We start from the raw sequence: 21,782 nt of genomic DNA on the forward strand, positions 1-21,782 counted from the left end.
TTAAGATTTTATAACATTAGATATATCTATAGGTTAATAATCGATAACACAACTTATTCCAAATTGCGTCTCATACTTTTTTAAATTCATATATTTTTGTACAAAAAAAGCACCCGTCCCAAGCCTTGGGACGAATGCATAATATCCGTGGTTCCACCCAAATTGAATTAAATAAACTCAATTCTTCTCTAAAATTTTTAACGATTTTCACCGATGGCATTTCACAAAATCTGCTAATAAACCATAGCTCCAGGGTAGTTTTTCTCATAGTCATATTTAGAAATGCTTACAGTCGGTGACATTTCCTCTCTGAAAACTGTACTCTATAATACTTTTCCCTTTCATTGCCTGAAAATATTTAATTTTTAAGAGTTACGTGCACTTTGCTCTTATTAATAATAAATACTAGCACTTTTGTAGTATCTTGTAAATAGTTTTTACCACAAAAATTTTCTTGCTTCCATAAACTCAGTTATATACAAGCCGAAATTATAAATATTTGATTCCGAAAAGCTATGAAAATATCGCTGAAGGTTCTAGGCAGCAGGTTGCATCCAGTTTAGCATGCTCCAACTTTCAGTTTGACAAGCTAAACTGGAACAACCTACCGCTAAGAACCTTTAACAGCTCATTTTCAAATGTTTTCTCCACAAATATATTTATAATTTCTGGTAAAGATAAGACCTTAAAGTTCCAACAAATTTGTAAGTATATTTATCTAACAAGTCTAATCCTTAAGATGTTTATATATATGGTTCCTCAATGATATTCAAACTTATGAAATTTCAATATCGCTGTTATTCAGGAAATTGAAACAGTTGATATGTATTATTATCAATATGGAACCCTATATAGATGTCCACTTTAAATCTAAATTTATGTAGTAACTTATCAAAATCATAAATATTTTGATTACAAAAACTATCAAACATATCCAAACTAAAAATAAGACTTATGCTTTTGTAAAATATGAGCACTTGCCTTTGAGGCTAGCATCTTGGGTGCAACTAATGAGCTTCTCTCCTTTTTTATTTTTTGAAAAAAAACACATCATCCGTTTAGAATAATGTGTTTTAGATTTGATGCATAATTCAATAAAATAACGTATTAATTATTTCTTAAATTTCACTTTTATTTTTTTACTGCTAAGCAATAATTAACATTATCAAATGCTCTTATAAGATGTTCTGGATTCGCTTGATTATATTTTTTAAAATACTGCTCCGTTATTTCATCTGGTGTTAAATGTTCATAAATTAAGAAATCACTATCAGACAATAGTTTTTCCAACTCTAAATAAGAATAACTTGCAAGCATTTTTTCATTTGTTGCATTAGTTAGTGCAATTTGCTTTTTAACTCTTTCGCCTGCCTTAGAAGTATATGTGTTTTCATCTTGATAATCAAAAACAATGCTACTACCTTTCGGCACAATGCTTGAAATAGTATTAATTGCATATGCAAAATCTTTCTTAGTTAAATAGTAATTCAAGCCAAGTAAACTACAAAAACTTATTTTACTTTGCTCAAATTGAGAGCATTTAATTATGTTTCTTTCCCAATTCTTTTCTGTAAAGTCAATAGATATATAGTGTAAATTCGGAGGTATTTCTTTCATTACTTTTTGAATACGCTTTTGCTTATCTTCACCAGTTAAAGGATGGTCAAGTTCAAATATCTGAATATTTCTTGCCCAGTCAGGCTGACGATATGCAAAGGTGTCATACCCAGCGGCAAAAATCAAATATTGTTTTGCACCAATTTTTACGGCATTTTCAAGTGATTTTTCTGTAAATGCTGCTCTACCAATTGGAGTTGGAGATAACTGATTGTCAACGATAAAGCGTAACGCTTCATCTTGTGTACCATCAAATGATGGGTTGAAAAATTTAATTCCTTTTGACATATTACTTGAAATTTGTTCATATTCATTTTGAGTTAGAATATCCTTTGCTAAGTAATCATCAAAAACTTTCTCTTTGTTTTTAACAGAATGATACGCTCTTGAAAACGCACTAATCAATGCAGTCATACTTTTTTGTTCCATAAAATTATCACCTCTAATAATTAATACCAATTCACCAACCAAATTACAAGTATTGACATTTTTATTGTTTTATGGTATTGTAAATATAGTAAAGATAAACAATTTACAAAACGTCACATTTATAGTGGCGGTTTTTTAATGTATTCATATATAAAAATATTTTTCTAAATTCAAAATTACAGCTAAAATTCCTTTAATATTTTTAGAATTATTATGAAGAATTATTTTTGCAATATATTTGTTTAATTTTTTCTGGATTAATTGTATTATCATTAGACTGTTGAATAAATACTAAGGAGATCTAGTGGCGTCAGCTTTACTGTGAAAAAACATAAAAAAATAAGGTAAGATATAGATTTTACTTATAAAAATAGAGTAGCTTTTGCACTACCCTACAAAACTATTTATTTTTTTGATTTATTATTTATGGCTAAGCACTTACTATGATTTTGCTTGCACTTACACCAGAATTAATTAAAATCTGTTTTAATGTTTGACTCTTTACATAAAATGTAGCATTTGTACAATCATAGAATGGATTAATTCCTATACCATTAGGCATTTTTTGGTGAGTTGCTATGCTTGTTACACTATTTGGAATAGTTATGCTGGTTAAATTTGTGCAGCCTTCAAATGCACTTCTTTGTATACTTGTTACACCATTTGGTATTACTATGCTTGTTAAACTACTACAACCTTGAAATTCATTCTCGTTTATGATTGTTATACCATTTGGTATTGTTATGCTACTTAAACTGCTACAACCACTAAATGCACTATAGCCTATGCTTTTTACACTATCCGGAATTGTTATGTTTGTTAAATTAATACAATTCCTAAATATAGCATCCCCCATATTTGTTACACTATTTGGAATGGTTAAAGTCGTTAAACCACTACATCCAGCAAATGACTGAGGCCCAATAGACTCCACACTATTTGGAATAATTATGCTTTTTAAACTCTTACACCCACTAAAGGCGTATTCATTTATAATTTTCACACTATCTGGAATAGTTATACTTTGTAAATTACTACATCCATTAAATGCATATCTATCTATACGTTTTACACTACTTGGAATATCTACGTGTGTTAAGTTACTGCAATTCATACATACTATAGATTCTATACCTGTTGTACTGTCTGGTATTGTTATGCTTGTTAAGTTTTTGCAGGTAGATGCCGATGTAAATCTTATACGTTTTACCTCAGTACCATCAATTTTATTTGGTATCACGACTGAGCTATCAGAACCGGTATATTCTACTATTGTTCCAGTTGATTTATCAAATTTAAAGTTTCCGCTTGTTGTAAGTTCTGTCCATGCACCGCTTTCATTTAGATAACACCCATCAATTGTTGTATCTTTAGCCATGTAGCCTTTAGAATCAAAATAATACCATTTAGAATTAATTAGCCTCCAGCCTGTAGCCCATGAACTTCCTTCTGTATACCACCAGCCTCTAGGATCGCTCTTCCACTCTGCACTCGCTCCTATTGGGTTTAGTGCTAATAACGAAGCTACACATAATGAACTCGCTATTACTTTTATTAGTCTCAAACTTTTCATTCTTTACCCCCCTATGTAATTTATCGTATTTAATGGAACAATATATAATTATATCATATTTATGGCAATATTTTCATTATTTATTCTACAAACGATTGAAAATTGATCAATAAAAGACGTATTTTAGTGTTATAACACATAAAAAAAATCGTATTATTCAATCTCTTGAATAATACGATTTTACAATTTGCTATTTATTTTTATTGATTCATGATATAAGAACATTACAAATTACCTCAACGATAAATTGGAATTTATCTAACTAATTAATATCTATATCACTACATTAATAAAGCACACTTATATATCTAAATTTAATTGAATTTTAATCTACATTTTTATTATCATTATCAAAAGAATAGAATCTGTAATACATTTTTCCAAAGTTTCTTCCTGTTAATAATTCAAATAGCTTACCTAAAAATAAACCTAAGATAATTCCAGGCGCCACACTTGAAACATATGCAAAAATTTCTATTCTGCTATTAGTATTTTCACAAAGCATGAGAACTGCCATAGCAAGAAAAATCTGTGTTATCAAAATACAAATAACAACTAAAACAAGAGTAAGTATAATTTTTTCTGTTTTCATATAAAACACCTCTATTCTTATTTTTATTCTATTTCCAATAATTTTATAAGTTAGATATAACTTTTCAAATGTTCATCAAACAATTCTTTATTTAATACTATTGGTGTTATGGGCTCGCCATAAAAATCTTCTGTTTCTCCAATAACTTTGCATCCAAATTTTATTAGCATATTTACGGTTACTTCTCTTGCTTCAATATATAACTCGTCCGTATATTGTCTAAAAATCTCTTTTAATGAATGGATAGCCATTTTTTGACCAAGACCTAAACCTCGCAGTCTCTTATCAATAGCAAATCTTCCCCATTTCCATTTATCTTTTTCTTTCCATGTTGCAACAACCCCAATAACGTCTTCACCTACTCTTGCACACCACCAGATTGGTTTTAAATTAGCATCAATTGCAATCGATTCTACTGGGATACCCTGCTCATTAAAAAATACTTCTGTTGCTAATTTTATTGCATCATCCATATAATTTTCTGAAATTTTTTCAATCAAAATTCTAGAATCATTCTTTCTAAGATTGTTTTTTAATGCAAGAATACGAAATACTTTAAATGCCCTAACAATATTGTCTATATCCTCGCTATCTCCTAAATCTAAAATTTCATTCATAAATGTATTTGCTTTATAATCCCCATCATTAATAGTTGTCAAACCCAATGGTAAAAGGCAAATATCTCTCATTCTCTTATCACTTTCAGACTTTTTCAATTCTAAGTAATTTTTTGCTTCCATATTACTAACTATTCTACTAAGTGAAGCCTTATCAATACCCAGGTTTATCAACAATTCATTAAAAGGAGTCTTTCCGTTTTGCCTTAGGTAGTTTAATATGTGTGCTTGTGCAAGTGTCAAGCCTGAATTAAAGCAATTGTAATTTAATAAACCCAATTCTCTTACAATTAATCTTATCTCTTTTCTAATTACTTCCTCTTTATTCATACCGCGCCTCCAAATTAATTGATACTATCAACTATATTATCTCGTTTTTATTTTTTTGTCAAGTCGACTTTCAAAAATGGGTATGCACCGAGAAATTATAATCTGTCTACTACACAATTTGAGTTGTGTTGATTGCGATGTTGAGACCTAAAAATAGCACATAATTAAAATAAATCTATACTTAATTTTATAGCTGTATTTTAAATATGCACATCTCAATATCGCAATCAATTTATAGAACGAAGTCGCTAAAAGCAGACCGCCCCGTATGGGGATTCAATAATTCACAACTCACCTTAAATTCCATAATCTTCATGTATATATTAATATTTTAAGACTTTACTCCACAAAAATATATAGTTATTTTATTTTTGAACATAGATTCCCCCTCCCCATGCTTAAGTATTTATTCACTTTTACCTTAATCTAAGGTGATGAATCACTCCGAGGCATTATCTTACCTATCTTTATTAAATTTCCCTTCTCACAATTTTTACACTTACCTATTCTAATTCCAGTTAATTTAAAGAATAGCTCCGCTGTCGATAATATTTCTACTTCTTTTGGTTTTATTCTAAATATTTCTATGCATCGCTTAAACTTTAGATTTTTATTTCTGTTGGCTAAAATACCATAATGTCTTATTTTCACAAATCTATCTGGTAAGATATGCATAGTAAAACGTCTTATAAATTCTGCTGGTTTTAAAGACATTACTTTTTCCTTATTTTTATCTTTGTAATCTCTCCATTTAAATACTACTTTTTCATTATCAACTTTTATAATTCTGTTATCTGATATAGCAACTCTATGAGTATATCTACCTAAATATTGAAGCACATACTCGGCACTACTGAAAGGTGCTTTACTATAAACAATCCATTCTTTTTTATATAAATCATCTTTAAATGAACCAAATATATTCCTTGATGATAACTCACTTATGTTTCTAGGAAATTTAAGTTTATTCTTTAGATAAAGTTCATTTAAATGATAGATAAATTTTCCTCTAAACTTTCTTGATAAAACTTTTACTGGAATGAAAAATTTCTTTTTCGATCTTATCCATTTTGTGCTATCAAGGCTTAATCCACCACCTGGTACTATACAATGAATATGTGGATGAAACATTAAATTTTGTCCCCAAGTATGCAATATTGTTGTAAATCCAATATTCGAACTTAAGTATTTTTTATCCTTTGCTAATTCTAGCAAAGTCTCGGAAACAGAAGTAAAAAGAATAGAGTATATTTCTTTTTGATTAAAGATTATTAATGAATTTAACTGTTCTGGAATTGTAAAAACAATATGAAAATAATGAGTTGGCAATAAAGCTTTGCTTCTTTCATAAATCCATAACTCTTTTGCATAAGTCTGACATTTAGGACAGTGCCTATTTCTACATGAATTATATGAAATCATAGTATCTCCGCATTCATCACACTCATATACATGGCCGCCAAGCGCAGCAGTTCTACAATCCTTAATAGAATATAGTGCTTTTAAAATATTGGATGGTAGTTTCTTTGATTTTGTGTACGATTCGCCGTGTAACTTAATGATATCTTGAAGTGAATTCATAAACCTAATCCAATGTATCTAATGGACTTTTTATATTCAATAGCTGATAATCTTTTACATGTAGATATATTGAAGTTGTTTTAATATTAGAATGTCCCATCAAAGTTTGAATATTGGCGAGTTCAATACCATCATTCATCAAATGTGTAGCAAAAGAATGCCTTAAAGTATGAATGGTTGCCTTTTTAGTCATTCCAGCTTTTTTCATTGCTTTATCCATAGCCATTTGTACACCTCGACTAGTTAACTTAGTTTTTGTTAGTCTAGATATAAATAAATAGTCATCTGGAGAATAATTTCTATGACCAAACTTCTTCCAATATACCCTTAGCAACTCTAAATTCTTTTGAGATAACAAAGTATATCTTTCTTTATTCCTCTTACCGTTTCTAACTCTGATTTTCATTTCTTTACTCATAATATCAGATATTCTTAAGTTTATAACTTCGCTAACGCGTAAGCCGGCAGAATATATAGTTGATAATATTGCTCTATGTTTTAAATAAGTAGTAGATTCCAATAGAAGTTTTACTTCTTCTTTTGTTAAATATTTAGGTAACTTCTTATCATATCTAAGTCTTGGAACTCTTAAATCACTCCATGATCCTTCAAGTGTCACAACATAAAAGAATTTTAGAGTACTATTAATATAATTTACAGTTCCTCTGCATAATTTTTTCCTTTTTATGCAATACTCTAAATAATTAATGATTTCAGGCTCACCTAGTAATTCAGGCGGCTTGTTATAATACCTAGAAAAAGCATTCATAGTGCAAACCATGTTTTTTATAGTTTTTTCACTATGTCCGCGTAATTCTAAATCATTAATCATTTTTTCGATTTTTTGATACATTTTATCACTCCTTTTAAAAGGCGTGTAAAATGTGAGAAGTGAAGTTCCTTGAGAAAGAACTTCACTTCTTATTTTTTCCATATAAACTTTGATTTAATCGCCAAACCAAGCCGGCGCTTTTAGCGATTTAGTTCTATAGTAGAATTACGCATTAAAAAAATCGTAAATTCATTTCTTGAACAATACGATTTTACAATTTGTTATTTATTCTTTTTGATTCATGACTTAAGAAAAAATAGTGTATTAACAATATACGTCTATTTGTAAACAAATCAAGTTTAACTATCAGATTTCTAATTAATGTTTGCATTAACTATAATTATATAATGTTAAAATTTGGCATATCACAAAACTTAATACTATTATTTTCGTAAACTTTACGCATTGATTTTGGGTCAAGTTAAATATCTTAAATAAATTCTTCTTAACCTTTAAAAATAAAAAGTAAACTAAAATTAAGGAAAACCATACTCCAAATATCAATACATAAATATGAGGTATCCCATAAGTTACAATATTAGCAACATCGCCCCTTAAGAATATATTACGGATTATAAAATAATTAAAGAATTCATTTGTATTCCAAAATAAAAACAAGTATAAAACATAACATATAAACTTGTTGAGATTTCTGTAAAAGAATATTAACAATATGATTATACTTACAGCAAAAATAAAATTTACAATCAAACCTGCTGCTGATATTAATATTGCTTTATATTGTATTAATTTTGACACCTTATTATAATCAACATTTTCACTTATTCCAAACATAAAAATTTTTGTACTATAATTAAGATCAAATGGATTGTTTTTAATATCAAAAAAATATGCTGTGATTGAATGACCTAATTCATGTGACAAAGTTGTTAAACATGAAGTTATATACACAAGTATGCATGGAATTACATATATAATAATCTTTTTAAATCTTTCCATTTTTACTCCTTATAAACTTATTACTTTAGTTGCTATTAAATTCCATTATATCTAAAGTATAACACATTTTGTAAACATCATATTATTAAATTTTCAAAGAATATTTTTTATTAGTTGTTACGTCAATTCTACAAATTGTGCACTAAAAAAATCGTAAATTCAATCTCTTGAATAATACGATTTTACAATTTACTATTTAATTTTATTGATACATAACTAATGAAAGTTGCGGATTAAGGGTAGAAACTAATTAATTTTAACCTTATGTATTTTTATTAATAATAACAGTCTATAAGATAATCCCCGCATAATTTACAAACTTCTGAATTCTGTCTTTCAAGAAACCATTCTGAATTCTTTTTAATATTTCTTTGGCTTTTTCCTGCTCTCCATAATTGTAATAAAGGTATGCCACCTCATACATCATTGCTTCATCAGCACAAGTGTTAGGTTCATCATTATTAATATGCTCTAATAATTTTTCAGCACTTGGAATTGTATTAAAAAATTTAATTATTACATTTTCAATATCAGAAGCAACAACCTCGTTGAATCCTTCACCAGTCTGCTTATTATATCTGCTATCTAGTTTCTCTTTTAATAACTCCTCTTTTTCATCTTTTCTAGTCTCAGTTAGGGAAACTGCAATCAATCTGCTGTTCCATAAATCTAACATATATGGTGGGTAATGAAAATTACTCAAACCATTTTCCCATCCAATAAGTGAATCAGATTCTATATTAAATATTGTTGCCTCCCATTTCTTATCATACTTTTTACCTATAGAATCGTAAAATGAAGGTATAGCGATACATACCTGTAACCAAAACCTAGCATGAACTCTACTATTGTCTCTTGAAAATTTAACATTACATACTTCTGTAAGACCATCACGCTTACGATAAAAAGTCTTTCCATTTTTTCTGAACCCTTTCTCTTTAAAACCTGGTACAATAACATTATCAAAGGTTTCATGGAGCATTTGTGCATAATTATACTTTTCAGAAAGACTGTCAAGATAAGGGCTGCCATAAGAAAAATTATCCATATTTAATCACTCTCCATCTAAAGTATATACATTGACTTTGTTGAACAATAACTTACTATTACGTTTTATCTTAGTATTGCGTAGCAAAAAAAAATCGTAAATTCCAACTATTGAATAATGCGATTTACGATCTGTTATTTAATTTTATTGATACATAATTTAAGAATATTATGTATTTATTTTATTTAATACCCTCTATTTCTGACTTTAATCTATTGAAATATTCATCCATAAATTTTAATCTTTCTTTTCCAATTTCTTTTGCTTTATCTGTATACAATTTATCGGGGATTTTTTTGAATTTTACTTCGTACTCAATAAAAGGTGTATGTTTTGAAACATCTTTCAATCTTCCATTTTCAACTGTATTGCCTTCAAGATATTCATCTAAGGATTCATTTACTGTTAGTCTTTGTCCAAATTGCCCTGCTAACATAAAAGTGCGAGCAATTCCGCTTGCCCCTATAACATCAAGCTTATCTGAATCAAAAAGTATTTTTGCTTCCATTGTATTAGGTTCATTTCCTGTTCTAAATCTATGTGTTATAATACAGTGCTTTATTTTCTCGATTTTTTCTTCCTCATATTCTAAAGTTCTTAATATATCCTCCGCAATCACACTTCCTAAAACTGCATGGTCAATTTCTCCTGTTTTATCTTGGCTCTCTTCTACTCGTGCAATATCATGTAATAATGCGGATGGAATAAGTATTTCTAAATCAATATCTTTTTCATGTTGTGCAATTAATAAGCAAAGATTATAAACTCTAAATACATGGTCTAAGTTGTGTGCTGAACAAGTTAATTTGTCTTGAACAATTTCTATAATTTTTTTATGTTTCATTTCGGTATCCATATACATTAGCCCCCTACTTATAAAATATTTCTATAATATAGAATACCGAACAAATATTCTTTTGTCAAATTATTCTATTTTATATTTACTTAATAACTTAATAATTTACTACACGCCATTTTACTATTCTGTAGTAATTATAGAATATTTTACAAAAACCATATTGCTCAATTTTCAGAGAGCATTTCTTAATTTAATTCACACTTTCTACATAGTACGCATAAAAAAATCGCAAATTCAATCTCTTGAATAATACGATTTTACAATTTGTTATTTATTTTTATTGATTCATGATTTCAGAATGTTATGAATTAACATAATCGATTATTTTATCTGATTTTTCTTTTTGACTTTATCCTTAACCAGCCAGGTAATTGCTATAAAGTAACCTATAATAGGAGAAATCCCGTATCCCATCAATGGAATTGGGAAGTTCCCAAATTGTGTAGATATCAATATAATAATAAAATATATACCAATACACCTGGATATTAGTTTTGAGTTCTTTGGGGGAAAGATTATAAATGGCAATGGTAATATAACTAATGATATAACTCCTAAAACAAACCATATGATTCCGGTATTAGCTGCAAGACTAAGTATTTCTTCTACATATGATACAGGTGGTAATGCATCTAAATACACCCACGAAACAACAGCCATTATTAAAAGTGCTCCTACAATACTAAAACGAATTATATTGTTTCTGGTGTTATTCCATATAAGAATAATCATTGGAATTACAAATGCAGTTAACTGCGAAGCATCTGGCTGTCTTAGTAAAATGAGTGATACAATTATTGTAGTAATTATGGTCGCCCTCTGTTTTCCATTCACCAATAACCCCGATAACTTAATAATCACAATAGGCAAAACTATACTTGCCACATAGAACTTAATTGGTCCAAGAGATATCCATCTATGTACCCCTTCCATTCCTGAATTAATAAGAGTTAGAAATAGTAGTATTCCTGAGACAAATATAGTGATGCTCTCAGTATTAATACCTTTCATTTTTTCTTTTCTTGATACAACAAAAGATGAAATCAATCCCCCTATTAATAAACAAAAAATATTTTGTCCAACAGTAAAGACAGCAACATTGTGCAAATACATTACTATCACTCCAATAATGACTGGAGGCGCTGCAATTATTAGTGGTATAAAATTTAATAATCTTACTTTTTTCATTACAAACTCCTTAATAACAATTCACTTAACTACTGTTGCCCCTTAAGTTTCATGGAGACAATATAGGAATATGGCATACAAACTTTTTTCATATTCCTATTACCCTCTTTACAACTTAATATAGTTAGTATTATAAATTAGACATTATAAATTTTCAATTTAATTCGCATTTATTTACTATTACGTTTTATTTTAGTATTGTGAAGAACTGTACATAAAAACATCACATTATCTATCTATTACTATGATAATGTGATATTTAAATACGTTATTAAATTTTAAACAATACATAAATCTTTTTAATCAAAAATAATTCTATTTTCTTTCCTTGACTGTGGTTTACCATTTTTAGATATGTAACCAAGAGGAATGATACTATGACATTTATAAGTACTATCTAATCCCCATTTTTCCTTACTTTTCTTACCTAATTCAGTTTCAAATGTTTTTTCTCCTCTTGAAATACAAACAGAACCAATATTTATTTCTGCTGCTTCAAGCATAATATTTTGACTTGCAACACAACAGTCATGAATTGCATAAGGATAATTATCTGGTGCAAATAAATAAATTACTACAGGAGCTTTATAAAAAGCACTTTTAATACTATCATCATCAGCAATACTTCCACTTGATTTATCGTTTCTCCTTGCAGCTCCGAAAAGTTCTCTATTTATCTTTCCCAATTCATCATTTAATCTCTTATCTTGAACTACAACAAATTTTACCGCTTGTAGATTTCCTGCACACGGCGCCCATAAACCAGCCTCTAAAATTTTCTCTAACTCCTCTTTTTTTATCTGTTCTTCTTTAAAAAATCTTATAGATCTTCTTTCTTTTATAACTTCTAAAACTGTCTTCATATAATATCAGCCCTTCATAAAACTATTATATAACGACTTTTTTTATATGAACAGTACGCACAAAAAAGTCTCTATAATCGCTCTTTATACAAATGTCCCCATTGCTTCACTGTTTCGCTTTGGTCCATCTATCAAATCTCTTATAATTAATAGTTTCCACTTACTGCCCAATATCTGTACAGTTGTGGCAACATCACAAACAGGCATATCTTATTTCTTTATCATAACCTTAACCTTCATAATATCTATTAAACAAACTTTCTTTTCTTTAATAAATATTATAACAGATTTTTAAATATCACATTATTCAGTTTTCAAAGAACATATTTTATTTACTTCACCAAATCTACATTATGCATATTTATTTAATAATTCCACATGATAAATTTAATTGCTTACTTGTATAACACTCGAATTGTGAAAGGTGGCTACTCAAATGGAACAATCTATACGCTTTGAGCCAAACTCCTTGCAATATGTATTAAATCCTATGCAATATGGTTATAAAGTCATAATAGCTGGTAGTGGTCAATTATCTTTTACATCTTAAATTTCAAAATTTCCAAACTACTAACATATTAGTTTGAATTGAATTGTTTGAATACTTATTTAAAAATTATATTAATATTTTTAATTATATGAATTTAACCTTCATATAATTAAAGGAAACCTCTTGCTCGTTATTTTGATCTTTTAGTTGCTCTTTATTTATAAGTCTTTACACTTTTGTTCATTATTTTTTGAGCTCCCTATTTTTAGGGAGCTTTTATTATTTTTATCATGAATAATTTCATAAAATACTCATAAACTAAGAATGTCTCCATAATCAGATCAGTACTCCATTTTCAATCCATTTAATGTGGGAATATGATATTTTAATTACGTATTATTTAAGATATATTAACGTATAATATAAATACCCCGCAAATATTAATTATCACATACATATACGCCCCTTTATTGGGGCATTTTTTGTACCTATTATTTTAAGTATTGTGCAGTACTTAAATAAAAAAATACCGCAAATTCATTTTTATTGAATAATGCGGTATTTCTTCTATTTTTTATTTTTATTACTCCATAAATAATGTAATCAGGACATGACTATCTAAATATATTTATTTATTTTCTAACCATTCTTGAAAACTAAATGCTAATTCTTGCATTTCATTAATAAATCTACATTACTTTCATGCAGAACTCAAAAAAAATAAGCATAGAATATTCTATACTTATCTTTAAAAATTTTCAGTTAAAAGTTCTTAATTGTAGGTTGTTTAACTAATGCTTGTCACAATGAAATTTGGAGCAAGCATTAGTGATGAAACCTGAAATTTAGTACTTTCAGCGATATTTCCATAGTCCTTGGAAATAACACTATTTCTGCTTTTTGAGATTCACATGTTTCTATGTGATTAAGCTGCTTTTTTGATAACGTTCAAATATTTCTTTCCTTTTTCTGTATCATATTTCCCTTCCCACTTAGAAATAACGATAACAGCTAATGAGTTTCCAATTATATTAACAACAGTTCTTGCCATATCAACAATACGATCTATTCCTGCAATGAAAGCTACCCCTTCTACAGGTATACCTACAGAACCAACGGTTGCTAATAAAACAACAAAGGATGCCCCTGGAACTCCAGCCATACCTTTTGATGTAACCATTAGTACAAATACTAAATTTATTTGCGTAGCAATTGGCAGATTTATCCCATATATTTGCGCGATAAAAAGTGCTGCAATCGCCTGATATAAGGTAGATCCATCTAAGTTAAATGAATACCCCGTTGGAATAACAAAAGATGTAATAGCTTTCGGACAGCCATACTTTTCCATCTTCTCCATAAGTTTTGGTAAAACTGCTTCAGAACTTGCTGTAGTGTACGCGAGGATAATTTCATCTTTTAAAATCTTCATAAGTGATATAATGCTTGAACCACACATCTTACCTATCAAGCCAAATATAACAAATATGAAGAAAATCATAGCTACATAAACACTAATAACTAATTTACCTAATGGAATCAATGAAGCTACTCCAAATTTAGAAACTGTTACACCAATTAATCCAAATACTCCAAGTGGTGCAAGTTTCATAATTTGATTAGTTACCCAAAACATTGAATCAGCCACACCTTGACAAAAAGCAAGAACAGGCTTTCCTTTTTCTCCAATTGCAGCAACACCTAAACCAAACATAACCGAAAAGAATATAACTGCAAGTAAATCACCTTTTGAAAGAGATTCAAAGATATTTGTTGGAACAATATTTAAAAATGTATCTGCAAAACCATGGCTAGATACAGTTTCAGCTGTATTCATATATTTTTCGATACTAACTGACGAAAGTTGTTGAATATTAATTCCACTTCCTGGATGAGCTACATTAGCCACAACTAGTCCTATTACAATGGCAACTGTAGTTACTATTTCAAAATACAGTATGGTTTTTCCTCCTATTTTTCCTACCTGCTTAATATCACCTACACCAGCAACACCAACAACAAGTGATGAAAATACTATAGGAACAACTATCATTTTGATTAGTCTGATGAATATATCTCCAATAGGCTGTAAGTATGATGCTACAACTGGATTGCCATAAAAAGCAGCTCCTATTGCAATACCTAGCACAAGCCCTAGAAGAATTTGAAATGCTAATCCTAATTTTTTCATTTTAATATCCCCCTTCTAAAATGCTGCAACTTAGAATTTTCTCGTTTCAAAAACTTACTACAGAGAATATATTTGATAAAACCTTATAAGTATTTAAAAAGACAAAATTCCAAATTTAAACATACTTAATAAAAAAACAATGGATTTTTATAAAAAAAATAATGTTATTTTACTAAATTTCTTATTGCTTTTATAATCAAGCTATGACATAATGTCTCACTTTTGAAAATTTATACAAGAAAATTCAATTTCCGCATGTATTATAACACAAAAAATCATTTATTCTTATGTTTTTAAAATTCTGAATAATCAAAAAAATCCATTTTAGGCTTATTAAAATATTCGTTAGTGCGACTTTTATAAATTAAATTTATTATAATTCCAACTCAAATAATATACGTTAAACCCTCTATTTTAGTGCCTTAAGTACATATTACAAGATGCTTTCTTGTAATATAGCATCTATTTCAAACATCTTTATATGAATTAGAAAAAAATTTTTCATGTCAATTAATTAATATGGAGTTTACCATGTGCCAAGAGCATAAAAATAAGGAGTGATATGAGATTAAAATTATGAATCTCATATCACTCCAAATGACTTTTCTTGCTATTTAATTTTAGACTCTGTTAAAGAACAGTGTTGATAATATACAATATTTTAAGGGAACTATTAAAAGTTCCTTTAATTTACATTTAAAGAAGATTTCGAACTAAATTTGCTTAATTCTCAATTATGCATTCATTTAATTGAATAATCACAAATATTTACAGAATCTAAACATAGATTGCTTTTCTAAACCTAAAATTCTTTAATTTATATTATTACATTCCTGTTACAATTATTTTATTAAGTATTATAGATAATTCAATCATAAACTATACTTAGACTATGAAATATCTTTTAACCAGAAATGAGTGATATACTTTTGTGGAATGTTTTATTGGTAATCTTGATGGATGTGATTCTTTGGCTATAAGTTGTTCCAAATGTGCTAGTTCAAAGCTTGCTCTTTGAGGCTAGCACTTTGGATGCAACTTTATAGTCTTAGAATCACCCATCAGAATTACCCAGAAACTGGAACAAAAGTATATTATTCATTTCGGTGAGGTATACGCATAAGTATAGATATTTTTATTTATTAAACTGTTTTTAATTCATTGCTAATAGATTTCTTTCCTGATATCCCTGGCTCTGTCATATTAAATGGATCTAAAATTTCATTTAGTTCATCTTCACTTAAAAGTCCCGCTTCTAATATCAAAGTTCTAATAGATGTCCCTGTTTTTATAGCATCTTTAGCTAAGCTTGCAGCTGTTGAATATCCCACGTGTGGGCAAATTGCTGTAATTATTCCAACACTGTTCTCTACTAAATCACGGCATCTTTCTTCATTGGCTGTAATACCTTTTACACAATTATCTATGAAAGTTTGAACTGCATAAGTTAGAGTATCAATTGATTGAAATAAACAATAGAATATAATTGGTTCAAATGCATTAAGTTCTAATTGTCCACCTTCTGCTGCCATTGTGATTGTCGTATCATTTCCTATAATATTGAATGCCACTTGGTTTACTACCTCTGGAATAACTGGGTTAACTTTTCCTGGCATGATAGAGGAACCATTTTGTTTTGCTGGAAGATTAATTTCTCCAAATCCTGTTCTTGGTCCAGAAGACATTAATCTTAAATCATTAGCAATCTTAGATAATGTTACTGCACAAGCCTTAACTGCTCCTGATACTGCTACAAAGGAATCCAAGTTTTGTGTTGAATCTATTAAATCAAAAGCTTGTATAAGATCCATTCCTGTAATCTCTGATAGATTTGGAACAACTCTTTTAAGATACTTTACGTCTGCATTAACTCCAGTACCTATTGCAGTTCCGCCCATATTAAGAACTCGCATCTCATCCATAGCTTTTTCCATACGGTTAACATCTCTCATTATAGCTACTGAATAAGCTTTAAACTCTTGACCTAAACGAATTGGTACTGCATCTTGCATTTGAGTTCTTCCCATTTTTATTATGTGATCAAATTCTATAGCTTTTTGTGAAAATGCATCATGTAATCTATACAGCTCACTTTGAGCATGTTCCAATAATTTTAAAGCAGTAATTTTTCCTGCAGTTGGTATAACGTCGTTAGTAGATTGTCCACAGTTTACATGATCATTTGGATGTACAATAGAATATTCTCCTTTTTTACCTCCAAGTATCTCAATTGCACGGTTGGCTATGACCTCATTAGCATTCATATTAAGTGAAGTTCCTGCTCCACCTTGAATTGGGTCAACAATAAAGTATTCATGCAGGTTTCCTCTTAATATCTCATCACAAGCTTTTACAATTGCATCTGCAATCTTTTTGTCTAAAACTCCAACTTCACAATTTGTTATAGCAGCTGCTTTTTTTATATATGCTAAACTATTTATAATTTCTGGATGCATGAACAATCCAGTAATCCTAAAGTTTTCAGCAGCACGCAAAGATTGTACACCATAATATACATCTTCAGGTATGTCCTTGCTTCCAATTGAGTCGTTCTCCTTACGGAAATTGATATCTTTATTTTCTAACTTTATTTCCCTTATCATAACCTTCGCCCCCACATTATAATCGGCACTTCTTGTATAAATTATTGGTTTATTATCAAATTCTTCTAATTCATCTGTTGACTTCATTATAAGTGTCCTCTACAATATAATCAAATACATATAATGATATAAGTATTATAGATTTTTATTTATATATGGAGGTTATTTATGTTTAAAGGTATGGAATATGTGTATGAAGTTAATAAGGAAAAAAGTTTTTCAAAAGCCGCTCAAAACCTGTATATTTCTCAGCCTTCCCTTAGTGCAACTATAAAAAAGATAGAAGAGCGTGTAGGTTTTCCCTTGTTTGACCGAAGTACAAATCCAATTCAATTAACTCCTTGTGGACAGGAGTATGTAAAATGTATAGAAAAGATTCTTGATATTAAAAATGGATTCGAGAATTTCTTAAGCAATATGAACGAGTTACGTACTGGAAATATAGCTATAGGCGGAAGTAATCTTTTTGCCTCTTATATTCTTCCTCCTATAATCACAGATTTTAGAGAAAAATTTCCACTTGTTTCTATTCATATGGTTGAAGCTAATACTGCGCTTTTAGAACAGCAACTCTTCTCTGGTGCTTTAGATCTTGTTATAGATAATTATGAGTTTAACGAAAATATATATTCTAGACATAAATACTGTAATGAAAACTTGCTCTTAGCTGTTCCAAAGAAATTTGAAGTTAATAGTAAAACTATAAATTATCAATTAACTGCTCATGACATAATAAATAATAAACATCTTGATTCATCTACACCTAGTGTTCCTTTGGAACTATTTAAAGATGAACCATTTCTATTTTTAAGATCTGGAAATGACACACGAAAACGTGCTGAGAAGATATGTCAACATCATAACTTTTCACCAAATGTGATTTTAAAATTAGACCAGTTAGTTACTTCATATAACCTTACCTGCTATGGAATGGGCATCAGCTTTTTAAGTGATACGCTTATAAGATATACAAAACCTGACCCTAACGTAATCTATTATAAGCTGAATGAGGATAGCATTTGCCGTAACGTATATTTCTACACCAAAAAGGGAAAATACTTCACACGAGCAATGGAAGAGTTCTTAAAAATGGCTATACCTGAAATTAATGAGGATATAACTTAGAATTATGTGGTAAAATACCGAAAGGACAGGTACTCTGTTGTTCCGGTTACTGAGAATAAGTTGAGGATTTCTAACATCAGAAGTTGGACCATTTCATCATGCTCCCGAGGCAAGCTCGTGACAAGCAAAATGGAACAACTTCTAATGAAGAAATTCCTACAACATATTCTCTAATATAACACTGCACAAAAGAGTACCTGTCCTTTCTGGTATAGCATATATTTTAATCCATAAACATAATTCTTAGATTGGATATCTATATCTTGTAGTTTATTCAAAAAGCTTTTAGAAAATGAAAGCACCAACTTTTCTTAAAATTTATAGTTTCCCATCTATGGAATAAACTCCTCCAGTATATCCTTTATCAGGTATAGAATATCCTCCAATAACTTTTCCTTCTGAAATCATAATATAAACATAAACCTCAGAATTATATTGTTTTTCTAAAGGATGATTTTTTACTTTAAAATTATATATATTAATCTGTTTCCCTAAATACTCATTGGGCTTAACTTTTTGTACTTCCCATTTGTTTTCCCATTCTGCACTTGAAACTTTGTTTTCATCCAATATAAAACTACCTACTTCTCCTAAATTTTTCGTAATAATATAACCTAAAGATTCAACATAATCTTCTGCTATTTTTTTATCTTTTTCTGAATCTACTAAATTATTTGGAGTGTTGTTAATCCATATTCCATTTGAGTCCAATGTATAACCATTAATGCAAGTATTTTAGCCATAGAGCCATTGTTGTTAAAATAATACCATTCTCCATCAATTTGTTTCCAACCTATAGAATATTCGCTTCCCTCTGAATACCACCAGCCATTATTATCTTGATTCCAAATAGCAAATACTTTTATAGGAGGTATAGTTGCTATTGTAAAAGAAATTAATCCAATAGTAATTATTTTTTTTAGATTTTGTTTTTTTATTATCATAACTTCAATTTATCCTCTCAATAATATATAAAATAAATTTTATTAATAACATACTTTAAAAATGCCATTTGCTGCATTTTTAAAGTCAAAAACTTAATGAAGGATGGCTTAATAACTTCTGTATTAATTATTTTACTATAGAAGAAATCTGCTTGTTTATTGCCCATCTGAAGCCATCCTAAAATCACCTTCTTGTTTCAAGCTCCATAATAAAATATGGATCATCTTTAATGCTTTTTTGCTTATCGCTCATTTTATAGCTTCCTACATAAAATATTAGCTATCTTCAGTTCGCTCTTACTTACTTATTGCGTTTCTATAAATTGCGCACTAAAAACTCATGAATCAATAAAAATAAATAATACAATTTACAATTTACAGTTTGCTATTCATTTTTATTGATTCATGATTTAAGAATAATACGAAGCACTTATTATAGCATTTAATGTATATCACCCACCACCGCCAGATGCAAAAGCAAGATATCTATCGCCATCTAAATGCAAATAAACTACTTTTCCATTTCCAATAAAGTTTTTTTCTTTGCTATAAATTCTTTTACCTGTAAGTTTATCAATATTTCTAGAAACTTCATATTGAGGCTTTTCATAATCTAGTAATTTTACAACTATTCCAATATCATAGCGGTATTCATCAAAATACAGCCTATTAGGATAGCTAAATATATTCCAAGTACCATATATCACACGATTTGAGAATGATGCAGACAAAATAATAAGGATCAGTGTCATTATTATTATTTTAATTATAATTTTTGATTTTTTTATTTATATCTCCCCCTTATATACGTTTATAATTAATACATAATAATTTACTATTACGTTTAATAATAAAATTATTCATTACTTCAACTACACACCATGTCCATAATCTATACATAAATACAATTCTTTTTTACGCTTGAACCAATTGCTAATCCCAAACTCATACCAATGCACATACCTAATGCCAAATAATTATCTTCTTCTTTTTCTTCTGAACTTTCATTGTTTTCATCATCAATCTCTGTATTTTTATTTTCTTTATCCTTTTCATTCATAATTTCATTCTCCCCACATTTCTATTATATAAATAATCTTTATTTCACAATAACTTACTATTACGTTTTTTAGATTGAGTAATAAAAATACTACTAATTCATTTCTAAATAATGCAGCATTTCAATTAATTATTTTTCATATTTTTAGTAACTCTAGCCCATATCATTCCAATGTTTATACATATTTCTTCATTCAATTCACGTTTAACTGTTTCCTCTACTGTTTCTCCTAATTCTAGAACTCCTCCATGTATCGCCCAGTTACCACTGTCTGCTCTTCTCTGTAATAATATTTTTCTATTTTTATGGATTATAGCTCCAGCTGCTACAAGAAGTAATGGTGAATTACCAATATGCTTTCTTAACTTTTTTATGTATTCATCCATATATTTTCACACTACCCTTAACAATTCTTTAGATGTCTAATTCATAATGTTCTTCAGTTTCTAGGTAACTAAAAGATATTTTTCAATTCATTTAATTCTCTCTGAAAGCTACTGCATCAACCTGAAAGTCAATTCCATCTCTAATAAACTTTGTTTCATATGCCTTTCTTGCTGGATATTTTCCTTCAAATCTCTCCTTAATTATTTCTCCTAAAAACGATAAATCTTTAATATCTCTAAATAAGCAATCCATTTGCACTACAGATTTCAATGTCAAGCCTATCTTTTCAAGTCTTTCACTCAAAACATCAAATGCACCATTTATTTGATTTTCTATTGATTGTCCCTCATTCTTCATGCAATAGCTGATATAAACATGATTTCCTGCCTCAACAATCGCAGAGTGTGCCCATTCTTCGTCTATTTCTGTTCTTATAATTTCTCTCATTTAACATTCTCCTCATATTTTATTTTCGTTACAAATTTCTATTTAT

At 28.9% G+C, this 21,782-nt stretch carries 22 protein-coding genes and 1 other annotated feature; of the genes, 1 reads left to right on the forward strand and 21 read right to left on the reverse strand.

Annotated features, from left to right (window positions below):
* Positions 1-123: 123 nt before the first annotated feature.
* Positions 124-354, reverse strand: a binding site (T-box leader).
* A gap of 777 nt (positions 355-1,131) precedes the next feature.
* The 14 genes from AXY43_RS04190 to AXY43_RS04255 form a co-directional block, all read right to left on the reverse strand.
* Complete coding sequence (locus AXY43_RS04190; protein ID WP_105411055.1) at positions 1,132-2,046, reverse strand: class I SAM-dependent methyltransferase; 915 nt, start codon at positions 2,044-2,046, stop codon at positions 1,132-1,134.
* 430 nt (positions 2,047-2,476) lie between these two features.
* Positions 2,477-3,619 (reverse strand): leucine-rich repeat domain-containing protein, encoded by a 1,143-nt coding sequence (locus tag AXY43_RS04195; protein WP_105411056.1) that lies wholly within the window; start codon positions 3,617-3,619, stop codon positions 2,477-2,479.
* 325 nt (positions 3,620-3,944) lie between these two features.
* Positions 3,945-4,211: a hypothetical protein gene (locus tag AXY43_RS04200; RefSeq protein WP_105411057.1), complete on the reverse strand. Its 267-nt coding sequence runs from the start codon at positions 4,209-4,211 to the stop codon at positions 3,945-3,947.
* A gap of 50 nt (positions 4,212-4,261) precedes the next feature.
* Positions 4,262-5,158 (reverse strand): GNAT family N-acetyltransferase, encoded by an 897-nt coding sequence (locus AXY43_RS04205; RefSeq protein ID WP_077831769.1) that lies wholly within the window; start codon positions 5,156-5,158, stop codon positions 4,262-4,264.
* 426 nt (positions 5,159-5,584) lie between these two features.
* On the reverse strand, positions 5,585-6,739 hold the full coding sequence (locus AXY43_RS04210; RefSeq protein WP_105411058.1) for an IS91 family transposase: 1,155 nt from the start codon (positions 6,737-6,739) through the stop codon (positions 5,585-5,587).
* A 4-nt stretch (positions 6,740-6,743) separates the two neighbouring features.
* Positions 6,744-7,673, reverse strand: a complete 930-nt coding sequence (locus tag AXY43_RS04215; protein ID WP_236897329.1) for a tyrosine-type recombinase/integrase — start codon at positions 7,671-7,673, stop codon at positions 6,744-6,746.
* A gap of 228 nt (positions 7,674-7,901) precedes the next feature.
* Positions 7,902-8,531 (reverse strand): site-2 protease family protein, encoded by a 630-nt coding sequence (locus tag AXY43_RS04220; protein ID WP_105411060.1) that lies wholly within the window; start codon positions 8,529-8,531, stop codon positions 7,902-7,904.
* 289 nt (positions 8,532-8,820) lie between these two features.
* The gene (locus AXY43_RS04225) at positions 8,821-9,579 is read right to left on the reverse strand and encodes a DUF4304 domain-containing protein (protein ID WP_105411061.1); all 759 of its coding nucleotides are present in this window, start codon (positions 9,577-9,579) and stop codon (positions 8,821-8,823) included.
* Positions 9,580-9,760: 181 nt separating this feature from the next.
* Complete coding sequence (locus tag AXY43_RS04230; RefSeq protein WP_105411062.1) at positions 9,761-10,435, reverse strand: HD domain-containing protein; 675 nt, start codon at positions 10,433-10,435, stop codon at positions 9,761-9,763.
* A gap of 324 nt (positions 10,436-10,759) precedes the next feature.
* On the reverse strand, positions 10,760-11,626 hold the full coding sequence (locus AXY43_RS04235) for a cell division protein (RefSeq protein ID WP_105411063.1): 867 nt from the start codon (positions 11,624-11,626) through the stop codon (positions 10,760-10,762).
* A gap of 299 nt (positions 11,627-11,925) precedes the next feature.
* Positions 11,926-12,489, reverse strand: coding sequence for a nitroreductase family protein (locus AXY43_RS04240; RefSeq protein WP_023973812.1), 564 nt, complete (start codon positions 12,487-12,489; stop codon positions 11,926-11,928).
* A gap of 84 nt (positions 12,490-12,573) precedes the next feature.
* Positions 12,574-12,696 (reverse strand): winged helix-turn-helix transcriptional regulator, encoded by a 123-nt coding sequence (locus AXY43_RS04245; protein WP_206154756.1) that lies wholly within the window; start codon positions 12,694-12,696, stop codon positions 12,574-12,576.
* A gap of 1,208 nt (positions 12,697-13,904) precedes the next feature.
* Positions 13,905-15,170 (reverse strand): cation:dicarboxylate symporter family transporter, encoded by a 1,266-nt coding sequence (locus AXY43_RS04250; RefSeq protein WP_039768229.1) that lies wholly within the window; start codon positions 15,168-15,170, stop codon positions 13,905-13,907.
* A gap of 1,142 nt (positions 15,171-16,312) precedes the next feature.
* Entirely contained in the window at positions 16,313-17,773 is a 1,461-nt protein-coding gene (locus AXY43_RS04255; protein WP_026015725.1) for an aspartate ammonia-lyase, read from the reverse strand.
* Positions 17,774-17,941: 168 nt separating this feature from the next.
* Here AXY43_RS04255 and AXY43_RS04260 point away from each other — a divergent pair, with 168 nt between their 5' ends.
* Positions 17,942-18,898, forward strand: a complete 957-nt coding sequence (locus AXY43_RS04260; protein ID WP_041897952.1) for a LysR family transcriptional regulator — start codon at positions 17,942-17,944, stop codon at positions 18,896-18,898.
* Between the two features lie 318 nt (positions 18,899-19,216).
* Here AXY43_RS04260 and AXY43_RS27555 read toward each other — a convergent pair whose 3' ends face one another.
* The 7 genes from AXY43_RS27555 to AXY43_RS04285 all read right to left on the reverse strand — a co-directional run bounded on the left by AXY43_RS27555 (position 19,217) and on the right by AXY43_RS04285 (position 21,736).
* Positions 19,217-19,609 carry a DUF4830 domain-containing protein gene (locus AXY43_RS27555; RefSeq protein ID WP_181246122.1) on the reverse strand — a complete coding sequence of 131 codons (393 nt, stop codon included), beginning with the start codon at positions 19,607-19,609 and terminating at the stop codon, positions 19,217-19,219.
* A complete protein-coding gene (locus AXY43_RS27560) occupies positions 19,564-19,842 on the reverse strand; it encodes a hypothetical protein (RefSeq protein ID WP_242986287.1) in 279 nt (92 codons plus the stop codon). The genes AXY43_RS27555 and AXY43_RS27560 overlap by 46 nt, the downstream gene beginning before the upstream one ends.
* Before the next feature lie 17 nt (positions 19,843-19,859).
* Positions 19,860-20,009, reverse strand: coding sequence for a hypothetical protein (locus AXY43_RS04270; protein ID WP_241414831.1), 150 nt, complete (start codon positions 20,007-20,009; stop codon positions 19,860-19,862).
* 285 nt (positions 20,010-20,294) lie between these two features.
* The gene (locus AXY43_RS04275) at positions 20,295-20,549 is read right to left on the reverse strand and encodes a hypothetical protein (protein WP_171786265.1); all 255 of its coding nucleotides are present in this window, start codon (positions 20,547-20,549) and stop codon (positions 20,295-20,297) included.
* A 185-nt stretch (positions 20,550-20,734) separates the two neighbouring features.
* On the reverse strand, positions 20,735-20,902 hold the full coding sequence (locus tag AXY43_RS27565) for a hypothetical protein (protein ID WP_171780658.1): 168 nt from the start codon (positions 20,900-20,902) through the stop codon (positions 20,735-20,737).
* Between the two features lie 125 nt (positions 20,903-21,027).
* Positions 21,028-21,288 (reverse strand): NUDIX domain-containing protein, encoded by a 261-nt coding sequence (locus AXY43_RS04280; protein ID WP_105411065.1) that lies wholly within the window; start codon positions 21,286-21,288, stop codon positions 21,028-21,030.
* A gap of 91 nt (positions 21,289-21,379) precedes the next feature.
* The gene (locus tag AXY43_RS04285; protein WP_077831609.1) at positions 21,380-21,736 is read right to left on the reverse strand and encodes a RidA family protein; all 357 of its coding nucleotides are present in this window, start codon (positions 21,734-21,736) and stop codon (positions 21,380-21,382) included.
* Between the last annotated feature and the right edge of the window lie 46 nt (positions 21,737-21,782).

This window comes from Clostridium sp. MF28, from assembly GCF_002969175.1.
Taxonomy (GTDB): domain Bacteria; phylum Bacillota; class Clostridia; order Clostridiales; family Clostridiaceae; genus Clostridium; species Clostridium beijerinckii.